Raw genomic sequence first — 22,589 nt, 5'->3', positions numbered from 1 at the left:
TTGCCATGGAATCGGACTCCATGGGCACTGCGATGAAGTGAACGTGGTTCTTCATCAGGCAGTAGGCCCATATTTTGAGTGAATATTTGCTGCTGTATGTCTTGAGCCATTCAAGATAAAACAGGTAATCGTCTTTTCTTTCAAAGACGCTCTGCCGGTAATTGCCCCTTTGGGTGATGTGATGAGGAAAGCCTACAGCTACGGCTCTGGAGATTCTCGGCATGGGCCAATGGTAAACAATGCAGAATGTGAAGTCAAGTAAAAATGGGCGCTGTCCCTATTTGTTCACCTGTGAAGTCAAGTAAAAATGGGCGCTGTCCCTATTTGTTCCACAAGTAAAAATGGGCGCTGTCCCTATTTGTTCCAAAAATCCGAATTTAGAAAGGTCAGGGCGAGAAGATAGGATTTTAAGCGGATAGCTTTATAAAAAGCTTGGAGATCGAATAGATTCTTAGCAGAGATAGACCGAAGAGTCAAGGTGGTAGCACAAGAAATGAATTTAAGTCCTGAGTTCATAGGCTCGTAATCGCACTTATGAATCGAAGGACTTAGCCTGATATTTTTCTTTTCCGGATGATCTCCTTGACCGAAGGGAAGTCATCCATATTGGTATGGGGCAGGAACAGGGCGGACATGTACTCGTCCATGAAAGAGCGGGAGACCGAGAGTTCTATATAGGTCATCCTGCCGGCAATCTCCTCGGCATCCAGCCGCATCTCCTTGGACAGCAGGACCAGATAGGCCCCGATGATGGAGGAATTCCCGATGAAGTGGAAGCGATCCTCCGGGAGATCCGGGAGAAGTCCGATAATGACTGCCTTTTCAATCTCGATATAGTTTCCGAACCCGCCGGCGATGATAAACCGTTCGACATCCTGGAACGTCAGGTTCATCTCGCCGATCAGCGTCTTGAAGGCGGCATAGATGGCGCCCTTGGTCCGGATGATATTGTCGATATCCGAAGAGGTGAGGACGATATCGGATTCCCCCTTGTCCCCGTCTTGACGGACCAGGACATACTCCAGGCCCGTATCCCCTTGCCGGATCCGGTCGGTCGGGAGACCTTCGACAAACCTCCCTTTCCGGTCGATGATCCCCGCGAGGTACATCTCGGCCAGGACATCAATCATCCCGGATCCGCAGATCCCCTGCGGCTCCGCGTCTCCGATCACGTGGCAGACAGGCTCCAGGGTCTCGCGGTCTATCCTCACCCCTTCGATGGCCCCGCGGGAGGCCCTCATCCCGAACTTCACGCCTCCGCCTTCAAAGGCGGGACCGGCTGAACAGGAGGCGGCCACCATCCAGTCCTTGTTCCCGAGCACGAGTTCGCCGTTGGTCCCGATGTCTATGAAAATGGTCAGCGCATCGCTCTTGTAGACTCCGGATGCGAGAATACCGGCCGAGATGTCCCCCCCCACGTAGCTGGCCGTGCCCGGCACCGAATAGATGCTGGCATTCTGGTTGACCTGGATCCCGATCTCACGGGCCTTGATCACCGGAAAGAGATTCACCGTGGGAATGTACGGCTCCTCCCGGATGTACCGGGGATCAATCCCGTAGAGGAGATGGGTCATGGTGGTATTCCCCGCGGAAACCACGGAGTCTATGCTTTCGGGAAGGATGCCGTTTCTCTCCGCGAGGCGCTTGACCAGACCGTTGATGGTTTCGATCACGAGGCTATGCACCTCTTCCACCGTCCCGATCTCCGTGGCGTAAACAATGCGGGAGATCACGTCTTCTCCGCACCGGATCTGTGCGTTCAGGTCCGACTCCACGTCCACGATCTTCCCGGTGTTGAGATGCACCAGGTAGGCCACCACGGTCGTGGTCCCCACGTCCACGGCCAGCCCGTACCGGGAGAGGGTCACGTCGCCGGGCTCGATGTCCATGATCTCGATCTCACACCGGTTCCAGAAGACGGTGACGGTCACGTCCCAGTGGCTTTCCCGAAGTGTCCGTCCCAGTTTTTGGAGCACAGGAAGGCTGCAGGTGATGTCCAAATCCTTATAGCCGGCCTTTTTCAATTCCCTCTTGATGCGGTCCAGATCCGAAATATTGTCGCTCAACGTGGGGGGAGGGATTTGGAGGTGGACCTTTTTGGTGCGGGGACGGATCTTCCGGTCCCCGATCTTCAGGAGATCACCGCCGGGCCGTCTCCCTGTGTCGATCCGGACGCCGACTCCTTTCCGCGCTTCCTTGGGGATTTCGACCGTAAGGTCGCCCTGGACCACGGTCAGGCAGGAGAGCACATACCCCTTCTTCATCTCCGATGGCGTGAGGTGGATGCTCGGCTCGGTCCGGAAATTCCCGCCCTGCACCACGGCCCGGCATTTCCCGCAGGTTCCCGCCCCCCCGCAGGAGGCATTGATATGCACCCCGGCCATGGAGGCCGCTTTGAGGAGCGTGGACCCGCTATGAACCGACACGCTTCGGGTCTCAGGCAGAAAGGTTACCTTGCAAAGTTTCATAGCGGCTATGACTTAGTGGTCCTATTCATGAATAGGACGGCATTTGAAGATCGCAGGGCGGTTCCCTCTCCTCTCAGATTTTTTTGTACAGAAGCAGAACAACAATCATGAAGAGCGCGCCCACGATGGTCACCTTCAGGCTGAAGCCGAACGTCAGCGTCATCACCGAAAGGTCCAGGACCCACGGCGGATTGATCCCGAAACCATAGCCGAAGGTCAGGATTTCGTGTGCGGGCCCGCGTGGAACGACCAGGGCAAGTCCGCTTGCCATGAGGTTCCCCAGGATACCGGCCAGGATCATCAATCCGATGGGGAGAAGGGTATGCCGGGATCCACGGTTCATATCGAACATGCGTCATCTCCTAAAGCGCCCACGACCATCAAGCTTGACGGCATCGGAAACAGCGGGCCTCATGAGTCCCTTAGAATACGCCTTTGACCTTTCCTGTCTTGACGTCCACGTCCACACGGCGGAACGCCGGATCCGAGGCCGTGCCCGGCATCAGGCTGATGGTCCCGGCTACGGGGACCACAAAGCCGGCCCCCTTATACATGAGAATGTCCCGGATACGGAGCTTCCATGCCTTGGGAACCCCTTTGATCATGGGATTATCCGCCAGGCTGAGGTGCGTCTTGACCATGCAGGTCCCAAGCTTTGAAAGCTCCTTGTCCTCTTCAATCCGCTTGGCCTTGTCCAGAGCCTCCTGGGAATACTCGACACCGTCTGCGCCGTAGACCTGTTCCGCAATCATCTCGATTCGGCTGCGGAGCGGGGTCTTGAGCTCATAGAGATATTTGAACTTGTTCGGTTCATTGCAGGCATCAATCACCGCATCCGCAAACTCAAGGGCGCCCTCGCCCCCCTTCTCCCAATGATTGGAGACGGCCACTCGGGCGCCGGCTGATTCGGCCAGGCGGCGGACGACCTTGATCTCGTTCTTGGTATCGGTCTTGAAGGCGTTGATGCAGACCACGGGGTTGATCCCCGCCTTCTTCACGGTTTTAATATGATGAATGAGATTTTCGCACCCTTTCTCCACCCATTCCACGTTTTCCCCTTTATATTCCTCCGGCATGGGCCTCCCGGGCACGGGGATGGGCGCGCCGCCGTGGCATTTCAGGGCCCGGATGGTGGCCACGATCACGGCCGTGTGGGGTTTGAGTCCGGAGAAGCGGCACTTGAGGTTCCAGAACTTCTCGAAACCGATGTCGGCGCCGAAACCCGATTCCGTCACGTGGTATTCACTCAGTTTCAGACCGATCCGGTCGGCAATGATCGAGGACTGACCGATGGCGATGTTGGCAAAGGGCCCGGCATGAACGAAAACGGGCTGCCCTTCGATGGTCTGAAGCAGGTTAGGATTCAGCGCTTCCACCATCCAGGCGGTCATGGCGCCGGCCACCTCCAGGTCCGTCGTGGTCACGGGATCTCCCTTCTTGTTGTAGGCGACCACGATCCGGCCCATCCTCTCCCGCATGTCCTTGAGATCCGTGGACACGGCCAGGATCGCCATGATCTCGGACGAGACGGCGATCCCGAACTTGGAGCGCATCATGAAGCCGTCCATCTTGCCGCCGATCCCGATGATGATATTGCGGAGGGACTGGGCGCAGAAATCCATGATCCATCCCATCTCCACGTTGTTCGGATCGATGTTCAGACGCGTCAGCTTACGCTTGGTCAGTTCCTTGTCGCCGTAGTTGAACTCATGCTGCATCCTCGAGGTGAGGGCGACCATGGCCAGGTTGTGGGCATTCATGATGGCATTGATGTCGCCTGTCAGACCCAGGGAGAAGGGGGTGAGCGGGATACACTGGGAGAGACCGCCGCCCGCGGCCGATCCCTTGATGTTCATGGTCGGACCGCCCGATGGCTGCCGGATCGCCGCCGTGACCTTCTTTCCCCTCATGCCGAGTCCCTGGGTCAACCCCATGGTCGAGGTGGACTTCCCTTCCCCCAGCGGTGTCGGCGTAATGGCCGTGACATCGATATATTTGCCGTCCGGCCGGTCGGCAATCCGCTTTAATAACTTTGAAAAATCCACCTTGGCCACATAGTGGCCATGGGGAAGCAGTTCCTCCTTCTCCAGGCCCAGCTCATCCGCCAGCTGATAGACCGTCTTCATTCTTGTTTCCGCATCCTCGGCGATCTGCCAGTCCGCGTGCTTCTTGGGATCCAATGCCATAAATATTTCCTCCTCAATATTATGTTGATGAAATCCTATAGACTACAAAGCCCGTTACAGAGCATTAACAACCCTTAAAAAGGATTCAAGGGGTCGAGGGGTCCAGGGTTCAAGGGTTCAAGTGGTTCGAGTGGTTCACTTGACCCCTTGAACCCTCGGCCCCTTGGACCCTTCCTCACGCCCTCTACCACATATAATTCACCATCTCCATAAACTTTTCGTTCATCTCGCGGAGGATGCCGCTGATCTTCAAGGCCATGTTCTTGATCACCTTCAGGGCCACCGCGGGATGGTTTTTCTCGATCTGGGCCAGGGCCTGCCTCGTGATCACGAGAAGTGTGGATGCTTCATCGGCCTCTGCCATCGCAGAATGTTTGCGGCCGTCCAGCAGGGAGAGCTCGCCAAAGAAATTCCCGGGCTTCAGTACACTCAGGGTCTGGCGTTCTCCTTCCCGCGTCGCCTTCATGATGCGGACTTTTCCTTTGAGAATGATATAGAGTTCCCGTCCCGGCATGGATTCGTCAAAGATCTCGCATCCGGCGGAAAACTCCTTTTGCTGGATCACCTCAATGACCTTGTCCAGGTCGTCATCGGTCAGATCCTCGAAAAGCGGATTGACTCGGAGTATATCTTTCTGCAGCATGGCGCCCTCCTTTTGTTACACCGCCGTCTCTTGAAGCTTCCGCTTCTCAATCCGGACGGCGCAGACCTTGGCCTCGGCGATCCCGGACATGGGATCCAGGGCCGCGATGGTCAGCCGGTTGGCCGGCGATTCCGAAAAATGGAAATTCATATAGACCACCTGGGGCGGAACTTTCCGGGTCACCTTGGCCCGGACCGTGATGGCCCCCCTTCGGGAAGAGACACGGACCATTTCCCCGTCGGCGATATCCAGACTGCGCGCGTCCTTGGGGTGGATTTCCATAAACCCCTCGGGGCAGATCTCGTTCAGCCCTTTGACCCTGCGGGTCATGCTCCCGGTATGGTAGTGCGAAAGCATCCGGCCCGTGGTCAGCAGGAAGGGATACTCCGGGTCCGGAAGTTCGGATGGGGGGTGATAATCCACGGGGTAGAAGAAGCCCTTGCCCCGGCTGAATTTATCCTTGTGCAGATAAGGCGTCCCCGGATGATTCTTGTCCGGGCAGGGCCACTGGAGCCCTCCCTTCTGCAGGCGTTCGTGGGAAATCCCGCCGTAGATGGGAGTGAGCGAGGCGATCTCGTCCATGATCTCCGCCGTGTTCTTATAGGTCATGGGCCTTCCCATCCGGGTGGAGATCTCCATGATGATCTTCCAGTCGATCCGGCTCCCCCCGATCGGCTCGATGACCTGGCGCAGGAGCTGCACCCTGCGTTCCGTATTGGTGAAGGTCCCGTCCTTTTCCGCATAACTTGCGGCAGGGAGGACCACATCGGCCATGGCCGCGGTCTCGGTCATGAAGATATCCTGGACCACCAGAAAGTCGAGGTTCTTGAATCCCTTCTCCGTATGCCCGATATCCGGATCCGAAAGCAGGGGGTTTTCCCCCATGACATAGAGGGCCTTGAGCTTTCCCTCCACGGCCGCGTTGATCATGGCCGTGGCCGGAAGACCGGCATCACGGCTCAGCGTATTACACTCCCAGGCCTCAGAGAACTTCTTCCGGTTCTCTTCCAGGTCCACCCGCTGGTACCCGGGATAATAATCGAAAAGCCCGCCCATGTCACAGGCGCCTTGAACATTGCTCTGGCCGCGAAGGGGGTTCACGCCTGTTCCGGGTCTCCCCACATTTCCCGTGAGCATGGCGAGGTTGGCCACGGACATCACGTTCTCGGTCCCCATGATATGCTGGGTGATCCCCATGGCATAGAAAAAGGCGACCGTGCCGCTCTCCCCGATGATCCGGGCCGCCTCGATGATCTTCTCCTGGGGCACGCCGGTGACCTTCTCGGTGAAAGCCGGGGTGTATTTTTTCAAGACCTTTTTCAAGGCCGTGATGTTCTCCGTCCTGGCCTCGATGAACTCCTTATCCTCCAGGCCCTCATCAAGGATCACGTGCATGAGGCCGTTGATCAGCGCGGCATCGGTGCCCGGCTTATGCCGGAGCCAAAGGGCGGCATATTTCGTAAGGGTGATCTCCCGAGGATCGGCTACAATGAGCTTGGCCCCGTTGTACCGGGCGCCTCGTTTCAGCTTCAGCGCAATGATCGGATGGGCCTCGGTCATGTTGGACCCGATGACGAAGTACGCATCGGAATGCTCAAACTCGGAGATCGAGTTGGTCATGGCCCCGCTTCCGAAGGAGGTCACCAGACCGGTGACCGTGGAGCTGTGTCAATACCGTGCGCAGTGATCGACATTGTTGGTGCCGATCGCCGTGCGCATAAATTTTTGGAAGAGGTAGTTCTCCTCGTTGGTGCATTTGGCCGAACAGAGACCGCCGATGCTGTTATTGCCGTACTCCTTCTTGACCCTCGACAGGTTATCCGCCACGGTCTTCAGGGCCTCGTCCCAGCTTGCCTCCACGAAGCTCCCGTTCTTTTTGATCAAAGGCGTCTTGAGACGGTCTTGATGGCTGATATACTCGAACCCGAACTTCCCCTTGACGCACATGAACCCTTCATTGACGCACTCGCCCTCCGCGTGGGTGACCCGGATGACCTTCCCTTCCTGGGCATGCAGGATCAGGCTGCAGCCGCACCCGCAGTAGTTGCAGACGGTTTTGACCTTTTTGGCCTCCCAGGGTCTCCCTTTGAAGCGGGAGATCTTGCCCGTCAGCGCGCCTACCGGACAGGCCTCCACACAATTCCCGCAGAATTCGCAATTCAGCACCCCGTCGAACTCCGAGGCGATCTTGGCATGAAAGCCGCGCTTGGAAAAGTCTACGGCGCCGACCGCCTGGACCTCGTCGCACACGCGCACGCACCGGCCGCAGAGGATGCACTTGTTGTAGTCCCGCTCGATCATGGGGTTCCGGTTTTCGATCTCGTAACGGCTCCTCTCTCCCTGGAAACGGATCTCCTTGAGACCGAACTCATAGGCCAGATCCTGCAGCTCGCAGCGGCCGTTCTGCTCACAGAGCATACATTCGTTCGGATGATTGGAGAGCATCAGTTCCACCACGGTCTTGCGGATCTTCCGAATCTGCTCGGAATCCGTGCGGACCACCATCCCTTCGGACGCAGGCGTGGTACAGGATGCCACGAGCCTCGGGATCCCCTCGACTTGGACAATACAAACCCGGCACCCTCCGTAAGGGGAAAGCCGCTTATAATAACAGAGCGTGGGGATATGAATTCCGGCGCTCTGCGCCGCCTCCAGGATGGTGCTCCCTGCGGGTACGGCTATTTTTTTATTGTTGATGGTTAAATTCATTCTATCCATCTCAAACCTTCTTATGAATGGTTTCTTTTCCTCACGGCTATTTCCTGAACGGCTTTTGCCCGTCCAGCGTGCTCAATTCGCACCTGAGACATCGCTTGGCCTCTTTAACCGCCGTTTCTTCGGCAAACCCAAGCTCCACTTCTCTGAAATTGTTCTTCCTCTTCTCAACCGGGAGCAGGGGCATCGGAGGACGGTCTGCTTCCATGATTTCCTCAACGGTAAGCGAGACCGGTTCGATATATCGAGAGGGCCTGGTCACATCATATCTTTTTTCCAGACTCTCACCTTTGAGATATTGATCCATGGATTCAGCCGCCTTCCTGCCGGCCTGCATGGCATGGATGACGGTATTGGAACCTGTCACCACGTCTCCGCCGGCAAAAACACCTTCCCGTGACGTCGCCAGGGTCTCCGGATCCGCCACGAGCGTGTTCCTTTGAGAGACCTCAAGCCCGTCCCTTTCATGAATGGAGGACGTGTCGGGTTGTTCACCGATCGCCACGATCACGGTGTCCGCATCAACCACGAACTCAGAACCTTCAATAGGAACAGGCCTTGCCCTTCCGCTTTTATCAAGCTCCCCCAATTTCATGCGGACGCATTCCAAACCGCATACCTTTCCGTTCCGACTGAGCGCCTTGACCGGTGCGGTCAGAAATTGCATTTCAACGCCTTCTTCCAGGGCCGCCTCTATCTCCTCGGTATAGGCAGGCATCTCCGACCTTGTCCTTCTGTAAAGGAGGGCGATCTTCTCTGTCCCTTTGATGCGGTGTGCAGTCCTGGCCGAATCCACAGCGGAGTTGCCGCCGCCGAGAACCACGACCCTCTTCCCGATCTCGATCTTCCGGCCGGTATTGGCTGCTTCAAGAAACCTCAGGGAAGGAATCATGCCCTGGGTCTCTTCGCCGGGAATACCCAGTTTCATCGACTGGTGGGAACCGATCGCAATAAATATCGCCTTATAGCCTTCCTCAAAGAGGCTGTCAATAGAAATATCTTTTCCCAATGCGGCGCCCGTTTTGAATTTTACCCCCGCATCTTCCATGAAAGCAAGATCGAGGCCAAAAACTTCTTTGGGCAAGCGGTATTCAGGTATGGCAATTCTGAGCATGCCGCCCACAACAGTCTTGGCCTCAAAAATCGTGACGTCATAGCCTTTCAGGGCAAGGAAGTAACCCGCCGTCAACCCGGCCGGCCCGGAGCCGATCACGGCAGCCTTCTGATTCTTTAATTCCTTCCTTGGAATTTGGGCTTTTATCTTTTTTTTGCGGGCATAGTCCATGGCAAAGCGTTTCAAGGCCCTGATGGCGATGGGTTTTCCTCCTCCTTCACCCGCCTTGCACGTGAGTTCACAAGGATGATGGCAAACCCTCGCACAGACGCTCGCCAACGGATTGTCTTTCCTGATGATCTGAACGGCCTCCTCAAAACGTCCATGGGCGATTAAGGCCGTATAGACCGATGCCTCTGTGCCGATCGGGCAGGTATGCTGGCAGGCGGAAGATATGATTTCCTTGCAGACGAATGAAGGACATCGTTTATACTTGATGTGAGCTTCATACTCATCCTGAAAATACCGGATGGTGCTGAGAACGGGGTTGGGCGCAGTCCGGCCGAGACCGCAGAGGGAAGCCGCCTTGATATCTTCTCCCAGGTCCTTCAGGAGATCCACGTCGCCCGCCTCCCCCTTGCCGTTGACGATCCTCTCCAGGATCTCCAGCATCCTCTTGGTCCCGATGCGGCAGGGGACGCACTTGCCGCAGGATTCATCCTGGGTGAAGTGCAGGAAATACCGCGCCATCTCCACCATGCAGGTCCCCTCATCCATGATCACCATGCCGCCGGATCCCATAATGGTTCCCAGCTTGACCAGAGATTCGTAATCGACCGACGTATCAATCAGGGAGGCGGGGATACACCCGCCCGAAGGCCCGCCGGTCTGCACGGCCTTGAATTTTTTCCCCTGGGGGCATCCGCCGCCGATATCGTAGATGATGCTGCGTAGAGACGTCCCCATAGGGACCTCGATCAGGCCCGGCTTATTGATCTTGCCGGCCAGGGCGAAGACCTTGGTCCCCTTGCTCTTCTCGGCGCCGAATCCCGCATACCACTCTCCGCCGCGGAGGATAATGGGGGCGATGTTGGCCAGGGTCTCCACATTGTTGATATTGGTAGGTTTCCCCCAGAGACCCTGGTTGGCAGGAAAGGGCGGCTTGGGCCGGGGCATCCCCCTCTTCCCTTCGATGGAGGCGATCAGGGCCGTCTCCTCACCGCAGACAAAGGCGCCGGCCCCCTGCTTGATATGGATCTCAAAGTCAAATCCGGACCCCAGGATATTCCTGCCGAGGAAGCCCCGCTCCTCGGCCTGGGCAATGGCGATCTTCAGGCGTTTCACGGCCAGGGGATATTCGGCGCGGACGTAAATATACCCGGTATGGGCGCCCATCGCGTATCCGCCGATCACCATCCCTTCCAGTACGGAATGGGGATCCCCCTCCAGGACCGATCGGTCCATGAAGGCGCCGGGGTCTCCCTCATCGGCATTACAGATCATGTACTTCACGTCGCCTTTGGCCATAGCGGCGAAACCCCATTTCAAGCCCGTGGGAAATCCGGCGCCGCCTCTGCCCCGAAGCCCGGAACGTTTGACCTCATCCACCACCCCTTCGGGAGTCATCTCTTTCAGGACGCGGGTCAATGCCCGGTATCCGTCTCGAGTGATATACTCATCAATGCTCTCCGGGTCCATGGATCCGCAATTTCTAAGGACGATCCGTTCCTGAGCGGAATTAAACGATAGATCCTCATAAAAGGGGATCCCATCATAAGGCTGCTCCCCGTTGACCGGCTTGATCTGAGCGAAGGCGTGCTCTTTGCAGACCCGGCCGTTCATGAGATGATCTTCCACAATCTTCTCTATGACCTGACGATACCCATCCTTGACCGGGCTGAGGTTCCCGTAGAGAACACGCGTCCTGCCCTGGAGCTGCACGTCTATCAGAACTTCCTGAGAACACATCCCGATGCAGCCCGTCTGTGTCACCTCGGCATCCACCTTGTTCCGTTTGATCAGATCCGACAGGAGATCATAGACCTTCAGCGCCCCAGCCGCCCGGCCGCATGTCCCCATCCCCACCAGGATGCGGGTCTTCCGGTTCGACGTCCGGGTCTTGGATACGCCTTCCCTCCCCGCACTCTTGCCCTTGGGCGCCGAGGTCTTCTCCGGCTTGGTTTTGGAGGCGCTTTTCTTCTTCTGTGTGGCCATGGGTATTACCTTAAATAGCTGTCCGGTTCAATCGATTCAAATGATTCAAGCCGTTTAAACCATTTGAACGGCTTGAACGGTTATTTATACTGATCCAGGATCTTCACTGCCTCATCGGGGGTGACGTGGCCGTGCACCTCATCGTTGACCATCATGGACGGCGCCAGGGAACAGGCGCCGATACAGGCCACCTGCTCCAGGGTGAAGAGACGGTCATCGGTGGTTTCTCCCATGGAAACCTTGAGGATCTCCTGGAACTTGCTTCTCACCCTCTCTCCGCCCCTGACGTGGCAGGCCGTGCCGCAGCAGACCCGGATAATGTTCTTGCCGCGGGGCTTGAGGTGAAACTGGGTGTAAAAGGTCATCACCCCATAAATACTGCTTGCAAAGAGGCGCAGCCCCTCTGCGATCAATTTGACCGCCTCCTCGGGGATGTAGCCGTAATGACCTTGAACCTCCTGGAGCACAGGGATCAGAGCGCCTTTTACCCCATGAAAACGCGCGACGATTTCGTCCACAGGAGTCAGATCAATCCCTTCATCCACGACCGTCTTGTCCTTCGGCATTTTTCTTGCCCGTTTCTTTTCTTCCTCACCCTTTTTTACAGAGGAAGGTTGACTCTTCTTCTTCATTTGCCTGCCATCGCTTTCTTCTGTTCGTCTTCGAGTTTCCGGCGGTCTGTCATATCCATCAGGACCTTCTGCGCCCCGAACTTCCCTTTCGCATATTCGGTGATCCCGAGGGCCTTTCTCTTCCTGGTGATGTGCTCAATGGTCTTCTCGATGACCTTCTGCCGATCGGGGATAAATTCGAGCCTGCCGCCGACCTCCTGCTCCCAGCCTTCGCTCATCATCCGGGTGACGTTTTCGCTCCCCGAGACCGGAGAGCCTACGCCGAAGATCGTATAGACCCCGGAGGCTACGAAGTAACAGCCGATGGCCAGGGCCTTCTCCGACATCCATTCCGGACAGAGACCGACCGCGGGAAGATCGCTGATATCGTCTCCCAGGCCGCCTTCCTTGACCATGTCGGTCGCGATGGTGAGAATCCGGGTGTTGTCCACGCAGGATCCCACATGGAGGACCGGAGAGATCCCGATGGCCTCACAGACCTCTCTGAGACCCGGGCCGGCGGCCGCCATGGTCTCGGGAGCGAGCATCCCCTGCTTCCCGCAGGCGATCCCGCCGCACCCCGTGGTCACCACCAGGATATCCCGGCTGATGAACTCCTTGGCCAGCTCCACGATTTCGGAGTCATGAACGTTGCGCGGGTTGTTGCATCCCACGATCCCGACCACGCCCTGGATCCGTCCGTCCATGATGGCGTCATTTAAAGGTCTGAACGAACCCCGGTAGGTCCCGCCCTGCATATATTTGATATACTCATGAGAGAAACCGCCGATGGCCTCGCTCACGTAGTCCGGAAGGGTGATGGCGCCCTTCTTGCGGTTGGGGAAATTATCAATGGCCGTCCTCAGGACCTTGCGGGCCACGGTCATGGCATGCTCCTCGTCGAATTCGATATGAATGGCCCCGGGAATATGGGCCTTGGGTGAACTCGTGATCAGCTTGGTGTGATAATGCTTAGCCACGTCTGCCAGGGATTCCATGATGCACTGCACATCCACGACCATGGCCTCCACGGCGCCGGTGAGGATCGTGAGCTCCTGGTTCAGGAAGTTCCCGGCGGAGCCGATCCCCTGGCGCATGAGCACCTCGTTCGCGGTGCAGCAGATGCCTGCCAGGTTGATCCCGTTGGCCCCTTTGCTCTTGGCGTATGTGAGCATCTCCGGCTCCTGCGATGCCACGACCATCATCTCGGACAAAGACGGCTCATGGCCGTGCACGATGATGTTCACCTCGTCCTCCTTGAGGAGGCCGACGCTCATCTTGGCCTTAACCGGCGTGGGTGTCCCGTACAGGATGTCGGACACGTCCGTGGCTATCATGGCCCCGCCCCAGCCGTCGGTCAGAGAGGTCCTAAGCGTATGGTGGAGCAGGCTCTTGGGGTCCTGGTCCACGCCCATGTGGGTCCGGTGCATCATCTCCACAATCTCACGGTCGAGCCCCCTCGGGAGGAGATTCTTCTGCTTCCAGAGTTCCTGCCTTTTCTTCGGCGCCCTCCGGATATAGTTGATATCCCCCTTCTGGCGCCCGAAGTCTTCGAGGAACTTCAGCGCCGCTTCCTCACCGATCTTCTCCGTGGTCTTTCCCTGGATATCGATCTTCAGATGCCCGGCCACGGCATGGAGCTTTTTTACGTCCTTGATCTTGATTCCCTCGGTCTCTCCCCGGGAAGCGGCGAGGAGGATGAAGGCCATGTCTCTCCCGTGGTCGGCATGGGCTGCCGCGCCCGCGGCGACCATCCGTCCGAAGTTCCGGGCTGCGATCGTATCCACATCGGCCCCGCAAACGCCGTTCGGCGTTTTGGGCGTGATCCGGCAGGGGCCCATGAAGCAGTGCTTGCAGCACATCCCATCCCTGCCGATGGGGCAGGGCTTGACCTCAATCGCTCGCTTGAAGGCGGTGGAGATCCCCTCTCTTTCCGCCACCTTCAGGAGATCCTTGGCCGTCTCGTCAATGGTCATGTTGATCAGATCTTGCGTACTGATTTCTTTGCTCATCAGGGCTGCTCCTTTACTTCCCCCTCTGCAGGTTGAAATTTTCCTTTTGATATTCGCCGGCTCCGTATACCCGAAAAAGGAACCGAGGGATTATCCTCCGGAGGCCTGTGATCAGAACATAGACTCCATGGTCAGGGCCGGATGCCCCTTCTCGGTCAGAAAAGCGACCAGCTGCTCGGCGTCGACCGCCACGGTCTCGTCGGCGATCTTGTTTAGGAGATCCGGTTCCCCGATCTCCTCGGCCCGCTTCTTCAGCGCCTCGCCCAACTGATTTTTGATACTCGTCGTGAGCCAGACGATCCGCTTGAATCCTCCATCCGCCGTTAAAAACTTTCTGCTCGTGATGAAATACTTTCCGATTCCCGTAAAACCCGGCGTCTGGGTCCCTCCGCCCACGGTGCCCGCCAGGGTGGAGAACTTCATCCCGATCGGCGTCATGCCCGGATATCCCCTGTCCACGATCATGATTCCGTTGGCCTCAGGGACCACGGACACAATGGCCTCAAAGCATCCGCAGGAGGTCATGGGCGCATCCATCAGGGAATAGGCCGAGAACCCATCGAGCGCGCCGTGGGACTCCTTCTTCACGTATTCTTCCACACCCGTCCAACGGCCCTTGACCGCATCGAGGGTCTCTCCCTTCTTCACGGGCTGGTTCCCGCCTGTGGGGTTGATCTCGAAGGCGGCTTTGGCGTCCATCCAGTTGACTGCGCCGCAGAGGCCGAGTCTCTCGGGTGAAACCACGCAGACGTGGTTGGGCGCGAAGGACTGGCAGAGGAGGCAGGAATAATAGGTATCTACGGACTCGTCGGTCATGTTGGCGACACGGATATCGCGTTCATGGTAGACCTTCCGCGCCTCGTCCCTGAGCCGAACCACGTCTTTCTCGTCCGTGTAGATCTTGACCTGAACCTTGTCCACGATGGCCGGAAACTTGGACTTCATCATGGCCACGTGAATCTCTCCGAAGTGGTGAATCCGAAAACCCTCGCTGAAGGCGCTTTTGCTGATCCTGGACCAGCAGATGTCCCGCTGTCCCATGTGCCAGACCCCCTGGGCCATGTTGACGAAGTCATGGGTCTTCCTCTCGAGGACCGGCTCGAAATCCTTCTGCATCTTCCGGCCGGCCACTTCAATCACCACCCCGAGGGGAACGACCCCGCCGGCTTCGTACTTCTCCACGTTTTCGGTGCCGATGAGCTCAACCTTGCCGTCCTCAACCTCATCCAGATTCAGCATCCTCACCAGCTCGAAGGAAGGAGACTGGTTCCCCCCGAACTCCAGGAAGGTATCCTCCTTGCGGATCCGCTCTCCTTCGAAGGCCGGACCATACGCCACGGGGATGGGCGGCTTTTCCACGATGATCTTGAGGCCCCGGGTCTCGATCGCGGTCTGGACGATCTTGTCCTGATCCAGTTCGCGGACCACGTGCTCGTAGGTGCACACGCCTCTCGGCCGGATCTCCGGGACATCGGTGTCGCAAACCGCAGGGAATCCCTGATTGATGGCCCCGGCGCCGGTCGCCCATTTCATATCGTCCAGATCCCCCAGGACCATGGCAAAGGCAAAGACCCGGTTCAGGGAATATTTCAGATTGAGCGCATAATCCCCGGCCTTGAGCCCGCCGAAGGTGAGCCCGGCCCGCGCCGCCCAGTCCAAGGCATAGATCGTATGCTCGGTATCCGGACCCAGGGGGACAATCCGGGTCGGCCAGCCCATTTCCACGCCTCTCCGGTGAAGCTGCTTGGTCACACTGTTCCCCTTGACATGGCCGGCCAGGAAGATCAGGATGTTTTTCTGCTGGAGATCCCGCACGATCTGCTCGGCCCGCTCGTCGCTCTCGGCCGCGCCGAGGATGACTACGTAGCCCGGCATGGACCCGTCCACCAACTGGAAACCCAGGTCCCGGAGGATCGAATCGGTAATGAATCCATTGTAGGTCAGATTCATCTCCGGATCCGTGACCGGCTCCAGACCCTTGATATACCGCAGGGCCATCAGGATCTCCTGGGCAAAGAGGGTGGCCATCCCTGCATCCAGGGCCTCACCCAGATAAGGCTTATAGACCTTTTCTTCGGGAACCGGTTTCAGAAGGGGGCGGGCATAGGCCTCAAGGGCCGTGCGCATATCCTTGAGCGTTTTGACGGCAAAACCGGTCATGGCATAGATCTGGGGCAGAAAATATCCCGTGTCCATGAATTCAAACTGGAAATCCTCGCCCTTCTCGGCCGTAACCTCCGTCAACAGGCTGTCCACTTTCTCAAGAATCTCATGAGAGGCGCGTATGGCCGCCGAGGCAATCAGCTTTGACATAATCCATATCTCCTCACTTCACAATTCATATAAAAAATCTTCTCTTCTTATGACTTTTTGCGCAAAGAAAATCCTTTTCAGGCCTCTGTTCAGAAACAGGGGTCCTTTCATCTGCCATTTTACACGATCCTTCAGGAAATACGCAAACGGATCAAGGATCTCATCCATTTGCCCGGGCTTTCAGGAATTGCGGGATTTGATTCGCTTCCCGGGGGCCGACCACCACCTTCCAGCCGTTGCCCAGTTTGTCTTCCAGTGACCCGGAGAGGACTGCGACATAGCCAGGAAGGATGACTTCCTTTTTCGCGAGCTGATTTTCCACACCGGATTCCTTGATAAAATTCGCAATGGAACCTGCCGTAAACTTGCCGGCGGCCCAGGCCGTGAGCACGGATAACCCTTCCACGTCCTGAACGGCAAGCCTGGCCGGCACCTTGCTGTTCTCGATCTCACCGGCCACAATGAAATAAGTCAGGGCGAAGTTCGTGGTCACAATCAAAGGAGAGTTCCCGTTGACCGTCCCCATTTCATAAATCTTCTGATCAACCTGCATGGGTTTCTGCGGGTCCGTATAGATGTTGAGCCTGCCCGTGAGAAGGCCCAGCATCTCCCACGACCGGAGCGCCCCGAGCAGGATGACCGAGGCGTATTTCATGGTCCCGAGGGCGGCCAGCGCCCCCTCAACCTGGGCATCCTCATGAACGGCGTTCATGAAAAGAGGATACCCGAAGGGTTTGTAGTTCTTCTTGACGGCAAGGCGGCGCATCATCGTGAATCTCTCCAGGGCCTCCCTGGCGTTCCCCGGCATGGGGTCCAGGATCAGGTCTTCCACGCCGGCGCCGGCGGCTTTTTCGGCCATGGCCGAGAGTTCGTCCAGATTCCCGGCGCTGAGAACCAGGGATGCCTTGCCTTTGACCAGGGGGAGGAGCTGCTCCAGATTCTCTTTGTCCGCTCCGTAGACCAGCGGCTTCTTCCCTTCACATGACGAAAGGGCCGCACCGATTCTTTGAGCGTCCCGGCTCATGAGGAGGACCCCCAGGCCGGGCGCTGCATCCACAACCTTTTTCACGGCCGCTGAAAAGGCCGCCCCGCCGCCGGATCTGTCCTGAACCGCGATCATGTTCACACCGTAGTTCACCCCCACCCGGTCGACCTTGAAGTCCGCGATCTGTTTGATCTTGGCCGCAAGTTCCGGATCGTTGTCTCCGACCTGGACGGCGTACGCGCAGGGATTGACGAATTTCTTTTCATGCCTGAAGAGGACGGTCTCCTCCCCGAGGGGCCAGGCCGCATCTCCGGCGCCGATCACGACCTTGCGCACAGGAGGCGCCGACGCCGCGCCCAAAAAGGCCTTGGCTTCTTCTGATGCATGCGGGCAGGCATCCAATGAGACCTGCTTGGCCGCAAGCTTCATGGCAAAGGCCAGGCAGGTCGGGAACCCGCAGTCCTTACAGTTGGTCTTGGGCAGGTGTTTGAAGATTTCTATACCGGTCAGGGCCATTGTTGTCTCCTAATATTATCTTTTAATATTATCCTTTTCAGATCCTTCTCATTTTGTGACCAAAAGGGGTCCAGGGTTCAAGGGGCAAAGTGAAGTGCAAAGAGAATTTCATCGGAAACAAACACTCGACCCCTCGACCCCTGGAACCCTCGAACCCTTAGATTTTACGCCATCAACTGATCAATCGTCTTCTCCACGGTCTGAACCGCCTTGGGTGATGACATAACCAGGATCTCCGTACCGGCCATGAGCATGCTGACAGCCGTGGAAGCCTCCCAGTGCGTTCCCCGCTCCCCGACATCCCCCCATCCCGGCATCTGGTCCTCGCCGGCCTTCACCTCTTTGACCTTCCAGACCACGGAGGCCAGATCCAAGAGCATGGGAGGCTGCATCATCGCATCGTTCTGTATGAGGGCGGAGGCCCGGATCCTTTCGATCACGGAATAGGTGTATTCCAGACCATACCCGAGGGCGCTGGCCGTGGGGTCAATGACGATATCGTTGATGTTGAACCCGGTCTGGGTCAGAAGGATATTAATCTGTTTGGACAGGTTGAAGTCCAGATTGGAGAAGGCGATCAGTTTATGGCCGTTGGAGATGGCCGCAGCGGCGATGGTCTTGTAGTTCTCCTCCTGGGCCTTACCGATCAGGCAGTTCCGCCCTCTGGCCGCGTCGGCGACCACCTTCAGAACCTGGCCGTCCTTGGCCTCCTTGAAAGAGCCGAGGATGATGAGCGGGATATCAATGGCGGCCAGAACCTTCTTGACGGTATCAGCCGCTTCTTCGGGACCGGCGTTCTTGCCGTCCGGGTCCGTGCTGATCAGCCGCAAGGCCACGGCCCTTGCCGAGAGTTCATTCTGACAGTACCTGGCCCACTGAACCGGATCGCTCCATAACGCACCCCATGCCTCTTTCTGGGCTAAAGGCGCGTCCTCAGGCGGCAGATCCAGCACCTCATAGGCGATTAAAGGACGGTTCCCGGCCTCTCCTTCAAAGAGATGAAAGGGAAGCGCGGTCGCCCCGCCCACGGTCACGGCCTTGTCGCCGGTCCCGATGGTGACGGTATTCACTTTGCCTGTATACTTCTCTTTCAGGATCTCAACTGCCATCGCATTCTCCTCTTCTTCAAGAAGGGTTCAAGGGTTCCAGGGTTCCAGGATTCAAGTGAAATGCTCAAACACTTGACCCCAAGATGCCTTAGTGTAGTAGCCGTCGCAGACGGCAAAGATCAAAGAAAAGCGGGGCACGCGGAGCGTAACCCTCGATCCCTTGACCCCTTTTGTTTTCCAGCACTTCACTTGAACCCTCGGCCCCTGGACCCCTTGGCCCCTGTGTTTTACCTAATCCTATACCTCCAAAAATGAATGGGCATACAGGATCTCCCCGCGCATGACCTTCTCGGTCTTGTCCACTTGATGCGCCGGATAGACTGCTCTCGGGTTCCCGCTCTTAACCACTTGCATGAATTCCTTCTCCAAAGGATCAATGATGGCGGCGGTCAGGCCCGCGTCTCTCAGCATCTGGAAAAAGACCGCGGTCAGGATCCCCTTCATGGAGGCCGGCGCCGTGTTAGCGATATTTGAAAGCCCCACCACGGACTTCATGGGCGGATCGTTTAAGGTCTGGAACATCTCCACAGATTGAATGCAGTGCAGGGCATGCTCCTGGTTCCCGTTCAGCATCAGGACCAGGGGATCCAGATAGATATGGTCCAGGGGAAGCCCCACCTCATCGGCCTTGGCCATGATGTCCACGGCAATGGCACAGCGGTCGTTGGCATCGGCGGGAAGCCCGGATCCCGAAAGGCAGAGCCCGATGATATCGCACTGAAACTCCGCGGCTACAGGCATAAACGTGTTCAGCCGTTGGGTCTCACCCGAGGTGGAATTGATCATGGGCCGGCCCCAGGTATTGTTGTGGGCCTTGAGGCCTGCCTTGATCGCGTTGAGATTCGTGGTATCGAGGCAGATCGGGACCTGCGCCGCCTTCTGGACGGTCTTCACAATCCAGTCCATGAGTTCGGGCCCGTCGTCCTCGGCAGGACCGATGTTCACGTCGAGCACGTTGGCCCCGGCCGCAACCTGGGCCTTGGCCATCTCCTGAATCGGTTTGGGGTCCCGGTTCTTCATGGCCTCCCGCTGCACCTTGGTAATGACATTGATACGCTCGCCGATCAGTAACATGATCTGCCTCCTCAGCAAAAAGATTTGAAATTGGAAATTTCAAATTTCAAATCTCAAATTCAGCAGCACGACCCGGGCAGGCTGCCCGAGGACGCCGCTACGCGGAAAACAGTTCCAACAACTTTCTCCGGGTTTCCTCATTTATACTCCCCTTGGCCTCGGCCGCATCGGCAGCGACCCTCCCCATTTCGCAGTAGATTCTCTTTGCTTCGGGCATCAGCCGATCGAAGGCCGCAAGATGCCCTTCGATGGTCTTGAGATCCCCCCGGGCGATCGGTCCGGTCAATGCCTTGGGGATTCCTACCTTCTCCAGATTCCCGACCGTCCCCTTGATCAGCGGCATCAGCGCCGGAAGTCCCGACGTCCTGGGGATCCCCACGGCCTCCAGCATGCGGAGCGCCTGAAACACAAGGGCTACGAAATAATTGCACGCCACCACCGCGGCCGCATGGTAGAGCATCTTCCCCTCGGAGGGGATCACCATCACGGTCCCCCCCAGATCCCGGATGATCTCCTTGCCGGTCTTGATCGCATCCGGGCCGCCGTCCAGGGCGAAAAAGGAGCCGGGAAGATTGGCCACGGCCTGATCCGTGTCCGCCAGAGTCTGCAAGGGGTGGATCGAAAGGATCCGCGCCCCGCAGGCACGCGCCGGAGATAGGATCTCAGCCGAAAGGGCCCCGCAACAATGGATGACCGTACTCTCCGGGGGAAACCCTTTTTTCTTCGCGATCTTCTCGCAGACCGAAGCGATGGCCCCGTCCGGCGTGGTGATGAAGATCAGATCACCCTGCCTGGCGGCCTTCACGACATCGGTTGTGGCAGCTCCTGCGCCGATATATTGGACCGCCCGCTCAGCCGATCCCATGCTCCGGGAAGCCACGGCCGCAATCTCATAGCTCTCCTGATGAAGGAGCGCGCCGACCGCCGTTCCCACCACACCGGCCCCGATGATGACAACCCTGGACTTCTTCATGGTTGCTTCCTAACCCGGACAAGCCGGAACCCATCCGCCACAAAGAGACGAAGGCACGAAGAAAATCATAAGGACTCGAGAAAACCTTCAGGCAATCTCCATGCCGTCCAGAATTTTTTCAAAGGCGATCACGGCCCGGGAGTCGTCCGGCAGATTGATCATTGCCTCACCCCGGAGATCGTATTCTGTAATATTCTGATCGGTCGGCACCCAGCCGGCAAGTTTCATCCCTTGCTCTTCAATCAGATCCGACAAAGCGGGATCAAGCTCTCCCGCCACCCGATTGACGATCAGGGCCGTCCTCTTGATATTGAGCTTGAGCTCATCCGCCAGATCCAAGACCCTCTTTGCGGTCCTGATCCCGCGCTGTGACGGGTCGCTGATCACCAGGAGAAGATCCGTATTCTGAGTCGTCCTACGGCTCAGGTGCTCCAGACCCGCCTCATTGTCCGTCACAATATAGGGATACTTCTCAGACAACTCGTCCGAATATTTCCGAATCAGGTTGTTGACAAAACAATAACAGCCCGGTCCTTCGGGCCGGCCCATGACCAGAAGATCAAACCCTTCATGCTCCGCGACCACCTGGTGGAGCATCATCTCGAAATACGCATCCTTGGACATGCCTCCCGGCTGCTGACCCTCACGCCCCAGGAGCCCTTCCCTGAGTTCGCCGATGGTGTTTTCGACTTTTACGCCGAGGACCTCGTTAAGGTTGGCATTGGCATCGGCATCGATAACCATAATCGGGCTCTTCCCATGACGGATCAGATACCGGATGAGAAGCCCGGCCAGACTGGTTTTGCCGGTTCCGCCCTTCCCGGATAGGGCGATATTAAACGACATATAAGACCCATTCCTCACCGCAGAGGACGCGGAGATCGCAGAGAAAAGCTTTTTATTATCTATAGTATTTACTCTGCGTGCTCTGCGGTAAATCTTTTCTTTTTACATGTTCTTAAACTTTTCTCTGACCTCTTCGGTCTTGCCGCAGGTCATCTTCCCTTCGGGACATTTTCCCTTGAGGCACCCCGGGCCGGCTTCCTTGAAAAGTTTGGGCGCCGCCTCCTTGACCTTCCTCAGCATCTCATCGGCCATGTCCCTGATCTCCCACTGGGCCCGGTTGCAGCACCGCACACGGAAGAAATGGAGAAGCTCCCTGGCATTCATGGTGATGATGATCTTGGTCTCCGCGGCATTGGGCAGGATGAACCGGGCATCCTCCTGGGATTTTTCCCCCCTGTTCCCCAGAGCGGCGTTGAGTTCGTCGTACCAGCCCTGGATGATCTTCATCTTCTCTTCGAACCATGCGGACTTGCCGGCAGCCGCCACGGACGGGGGGACCACATAGTCGAAAACCTTCCCTTGATGTTTCTCCGTCTGCTCGCCCACATACCGCTGACTCTGCTGTGAATACGAGGCCACTCGATGGCGCACGATCTGATGGGAGCAGGCCCTGGATATCCCTTCCACACCGAAGGTGAACGAGACATGCTCCACAGGGGACATATGCCCCATGGTCACCAGCTTGTCCACAAACCCCGCCTGGTCCTTGCTCTCGATCCCCTGTTTCAGATCATCAATGTTGGAAGGGGAATAACAGAGCTTGGCGCCCATGGCCACGACCTCTTCGGGTCTTGGGGTATATCGCAGCAACTCAACATGCAATCTGGTCTGGGCCATGTTTCCCTCGAAAATAATTTTGAAACACCGCAG

At 57.3% G+C, this 22,589-nt stretch carries 16 protein-coding genes; all 16 read right to left on the bottom strand.

Going from position 1 to position 22,589, the window contains the following annotated elements; all coding sequences use genetic code 11:
* Positions 1-548 precede the first annotated feature (548 nt).
* Positions 549-2,468, bottom strand: coding sequence for a hypothetical protein (locus AUK29_07470; GenBank protein ID OIP62991.1), 1,920 nt, complete (start codon positions 2,466-2,468; stop codon positions 549-551).
* 73 nt (positions 2,469-2,541) lie between these two features.
* Positions 2,542-2,820 (bottom strand): hypothetical protein, encoded by a 279-nt coding sequence (locus tag AUK29_07465; GenBank protein OIP62990.1) that lies wholly within the window; start codon positions 2,818-2,820, stop codon positions 2,542-2,544.
* A gap of 70 nt (positions 2,821-2,890) precedes the next feature.
* A complete protein-coding gene (locus tag AUK29_07460; protein OIP62989.1) occupies positions 2,891-4,654 on the bottom strand; it encodes a formate--tetrahydrofolate ligase in 1,764 nt (587 codons plus the stop codon).
* A gap of 184 nt (positions 4,655-4,838) precedes the next feature.
* On the bottom strand, positions 4,839-5,297 hold the full coding sequence (locus tag AUK29_07455; GenBank protein ID OIP62988.1) for a hypothetical protein: 459 nt from the start codon (positions 5,295-5,297) through the stop codon (positions 4,839-4,841).
* 15 nt (positions 5,298-5,312) lie between these two features.
* On the bottom strand, positions 5,313-6,917 hold the full coding sequence (locus AUK29_07450; protein OIP62987.1) for a formate dehydrogenase: 1,605 nt from the start codon (positions 6,915-6,917) through the stop codon (positions 5,313-5,315).
* A 48-nt stretch (positions 6,918-6,965) separates the two neighbouring features.
* On the bottom strand, positions 6,966-8,015 hold the full coding sequence (locus tag AUK29_07445; GenBank protein OIP62986.1) for an NADH dehydrogenase: 1,050 nt from the start codon (positions 8,013-8,015) through the stop codon (positions 6,966-6,968).
* Between the two features lie 37 nt (positions 8,016-8,052).
* Complete coding sequence (locus tag AUK29_07440; protein OIP62996.1) at positions 8,053-11,145, bottom strand: hydrogenase; 3,093 nt, start codon at positions 11,143-11,145, stop codon at positions 8,053-8,055.
* 215 nt (positions 11,146-11,360) lie between these two features.
* Complete coding sequence (locus tag AUK29_07435; GenBank protein OIP62995.1) at positions 11,361-11,846, bottom strand: NAD(P)H-dependent oxidoreductase subunit E; 486 nt, start codon at positions 11,844-11,846, stop codon at positions 11,361-11,363.
* A gap of 62 nt (positions 11,847-11,908) precedes the next feature.
* Complete coding sequence (locus AUK29_07430; GenBank protein OIP62985.1) at positions 11,909-13,903, bottom strand: carbon-monoxide dehydrogenase catalytic subunit; 1,995 nt, start codon at positions 13,901-13,903, stop codon at positions 11,909-11,911.
* Positions 13,904-14,014: 111 nt separating this feature from the next.
* Entirely contained in the window at positions 14,015-16,216 is a 2,202-nt protein-coding gene (locus AUK29_07425) for a CO dehydrogenase/CO-methylating acetyl-CoA synthase complex subunit beta (GenBank protein OIP62984.1), read from the bottom strand.
* Positions 16,217-16,376: 160 nt separating this feature from the next.
* Entirely contained in the window at positions 16,377-17,717 is a 1,341-nt protein-coding gene (locus AUK29_07420; protein OIP62983.1) for a hypothetical protein, read from the bottom strand.
* 164 nt (positions 17,718-17,881) lie between these two features.
* The gene (locus tag AUK29_07415; GenBank protein OIP62982.1) at positions 17,882-18,826 is read right to left on the bottom strand and encodes an acetyl-CoA decarbonylase/synthase complex subunit delta; all 945 of its coding nucleotides are present in this window, start codon (positions 18,824-18,826) and stop codon (positions 17,882-17,884) included.
* A gap of 237 nt (positions 18,827-19,063) precedes the next feature.
* Positions 19,064-19,900: a hypothetical protein gene (locus AUK29_07410; protein ID OIP62981.1), complete on the bottom strand. Its 837-nt coding sequence runs from the start codon at positions 19,898-19,900 to the stop codon at positions 19,064-19,066.
* A 97-nt stretch (positions 19,901-19,997) separates the two neighbouring features.
* Positions 19,998-20,873 (bottom strand): hypothetical protein, encoded by an 876-nt coding sequence (locus AUK29_07405; protein ID OIP62980.1) that lies wholly within the window; start codon positions 20,871-20,873, stop codon positions 19,998-20,000.
* Between the two features lie 87 nt (positions 20,874-20,960).
* A complete protein-coding gene (locus AUK29_07400; protein ID OIP62979.1) occupies positions 20,961-21,719 on the bottom strand; it encodes a carbon monoxide dehydrogenase in 759 nt (252 codons plus the stop codon).
* A 102-nt stretch (positions 21,720-21,821) separates the two neighbouring features.
* Complete coding sequence (locus AUK29_07395; GenBank protein OIP62994.1) at positions 21,822-22,556, bottom strand: FAD-dependent thymidylate synthase; 735 nt, start codon at positions 22,554-22,556, stop codon at positions 21,822-21,824.
* Positions 22,557-22,589: the final 33 nt, after the last annotated feature.

Source organism: Nitrospirae bacterium CG2_30_53_67, assembly GCA_001873285.1.
Classification (GTDB): Bacteria; CG2-30-53-67; CG2-30-53-67; order CG2-30-53-67; family CG2-30-53-67; genus CG2-30-53-67.
Note: the sequence above shows the minus strand (reverse complement) of the source record. Positions and strands in the feature narration are given on the sequence as shown.

Bases quoted from the DNA above. Each gene is read 5' to 3' on its own strand.
- AUK29_07440 (OIP62996.1), bottom strand. From the start codon at position 11,145: ATGGGGACATGCGGCCGGGCGGCTGGGGCGCTGAAGGTCTATGATCTC.
- AUK29_07470 (OIP62991.1), bottom strand. From the start codon at position 2,468: ATGAAACTTTGCAAGGTAACCTTTCTGCCTGAGACCCGAAGCGTGTCG.
- AUK29_07435 (OIP62995.1), bottom strand. From the start codon at position 11,846: ATGCCGAAGGACAAGACGGTCGTGGATGAAGGGATTGATCTGACTCCT.
- AUK29_07460 (OIP62989.1), bottom strand. From the start codon at position 4,654: ATGGCATTGGATCCCAAGAAGCACGCGGACTGGCAGATCGCCGAGGAT.
- AUK29_07455 (OIP62988.1), bottom strand. From the start codon at position 5,297: ATGCTGCAGAAAGATATACTCCGAGTCAATCCGCTTTTCGAGGATCTG.
- AUK29_07405 (OIP62980.1), bottom strand. From the start codon at position 20,873: ATGAAGAAGTCCAGGGTTGTCATCATCGGGGCCGGTGTGGTGGGAACG.
- AUK29_07410 (OIP62981.1), bottom strand. From the start codon at position 19,900: ATGTTACTGATCGGCGAGCGTATCAATGTCATTACCAAGGTGCAGCGG.
- AUK29_07395 (OIP62994.1), bottom strand. From the start codon at position 22,556: ATGGCCCAGACCAGATTGCATGTTGAGTTGCTGCGATATACCCCAAGA.
- AUK29_07445 (OIP62986.1), bottom strand. From the start codon at position 8,015: ATGGATAGAATGAATTTAACCATCAACAATAAAAAAATAGCCGTACCC.
- AUK29_07420 (OIP62983.1), bottom strand. From the start codon at position 17,717: ATGGCCCTGACCGGTATAGAAATCTTCAAACACCTGCCCAAGACCAAC.
- AUK29_07465 (OIP62990.1), bottom strand. From the start codon at position 2,820: ATGTTCGATATGAACCGTGGATCCCGGCATACCCTTCTCCCCATCGGA.
- AUK29_07415 (OIP62982.1), bottom strand. From the start codon at position 18,826: ATGGCAGTTGAGATCCTGAAAGAGAAGTATACAGGCAAAGTGAATACC.
- AUK29_07400 (OIP62979.1), bottom strand. From the start codon at position 21,719: ATGTCGTTTAATATCGCCCTATCCGGGAAGGGCGGAACCGGCAAAACC.
- AUK29_07425 (OIP62984.1), bottom strand. From the start codon at position 16,216: ATGTCAAAGCTGATTGCCTCGGCGGCCATACGCGCCTCTCATGAGATT.
- AUK29_07450 (OIP62987.1), bottom strand. From the start codon at position 6,917: ATGACCAACTCGATCTCCGAGTTTGAGCATTCCGATGCGTACTTCGTC.
- AUK29_07430 (OIP62985.1), bottom strand. From the start codon at position 13,903: ATGAGCAAAGAAATCAGTACGCAAGATCTGATCAACATGACCATTGAC.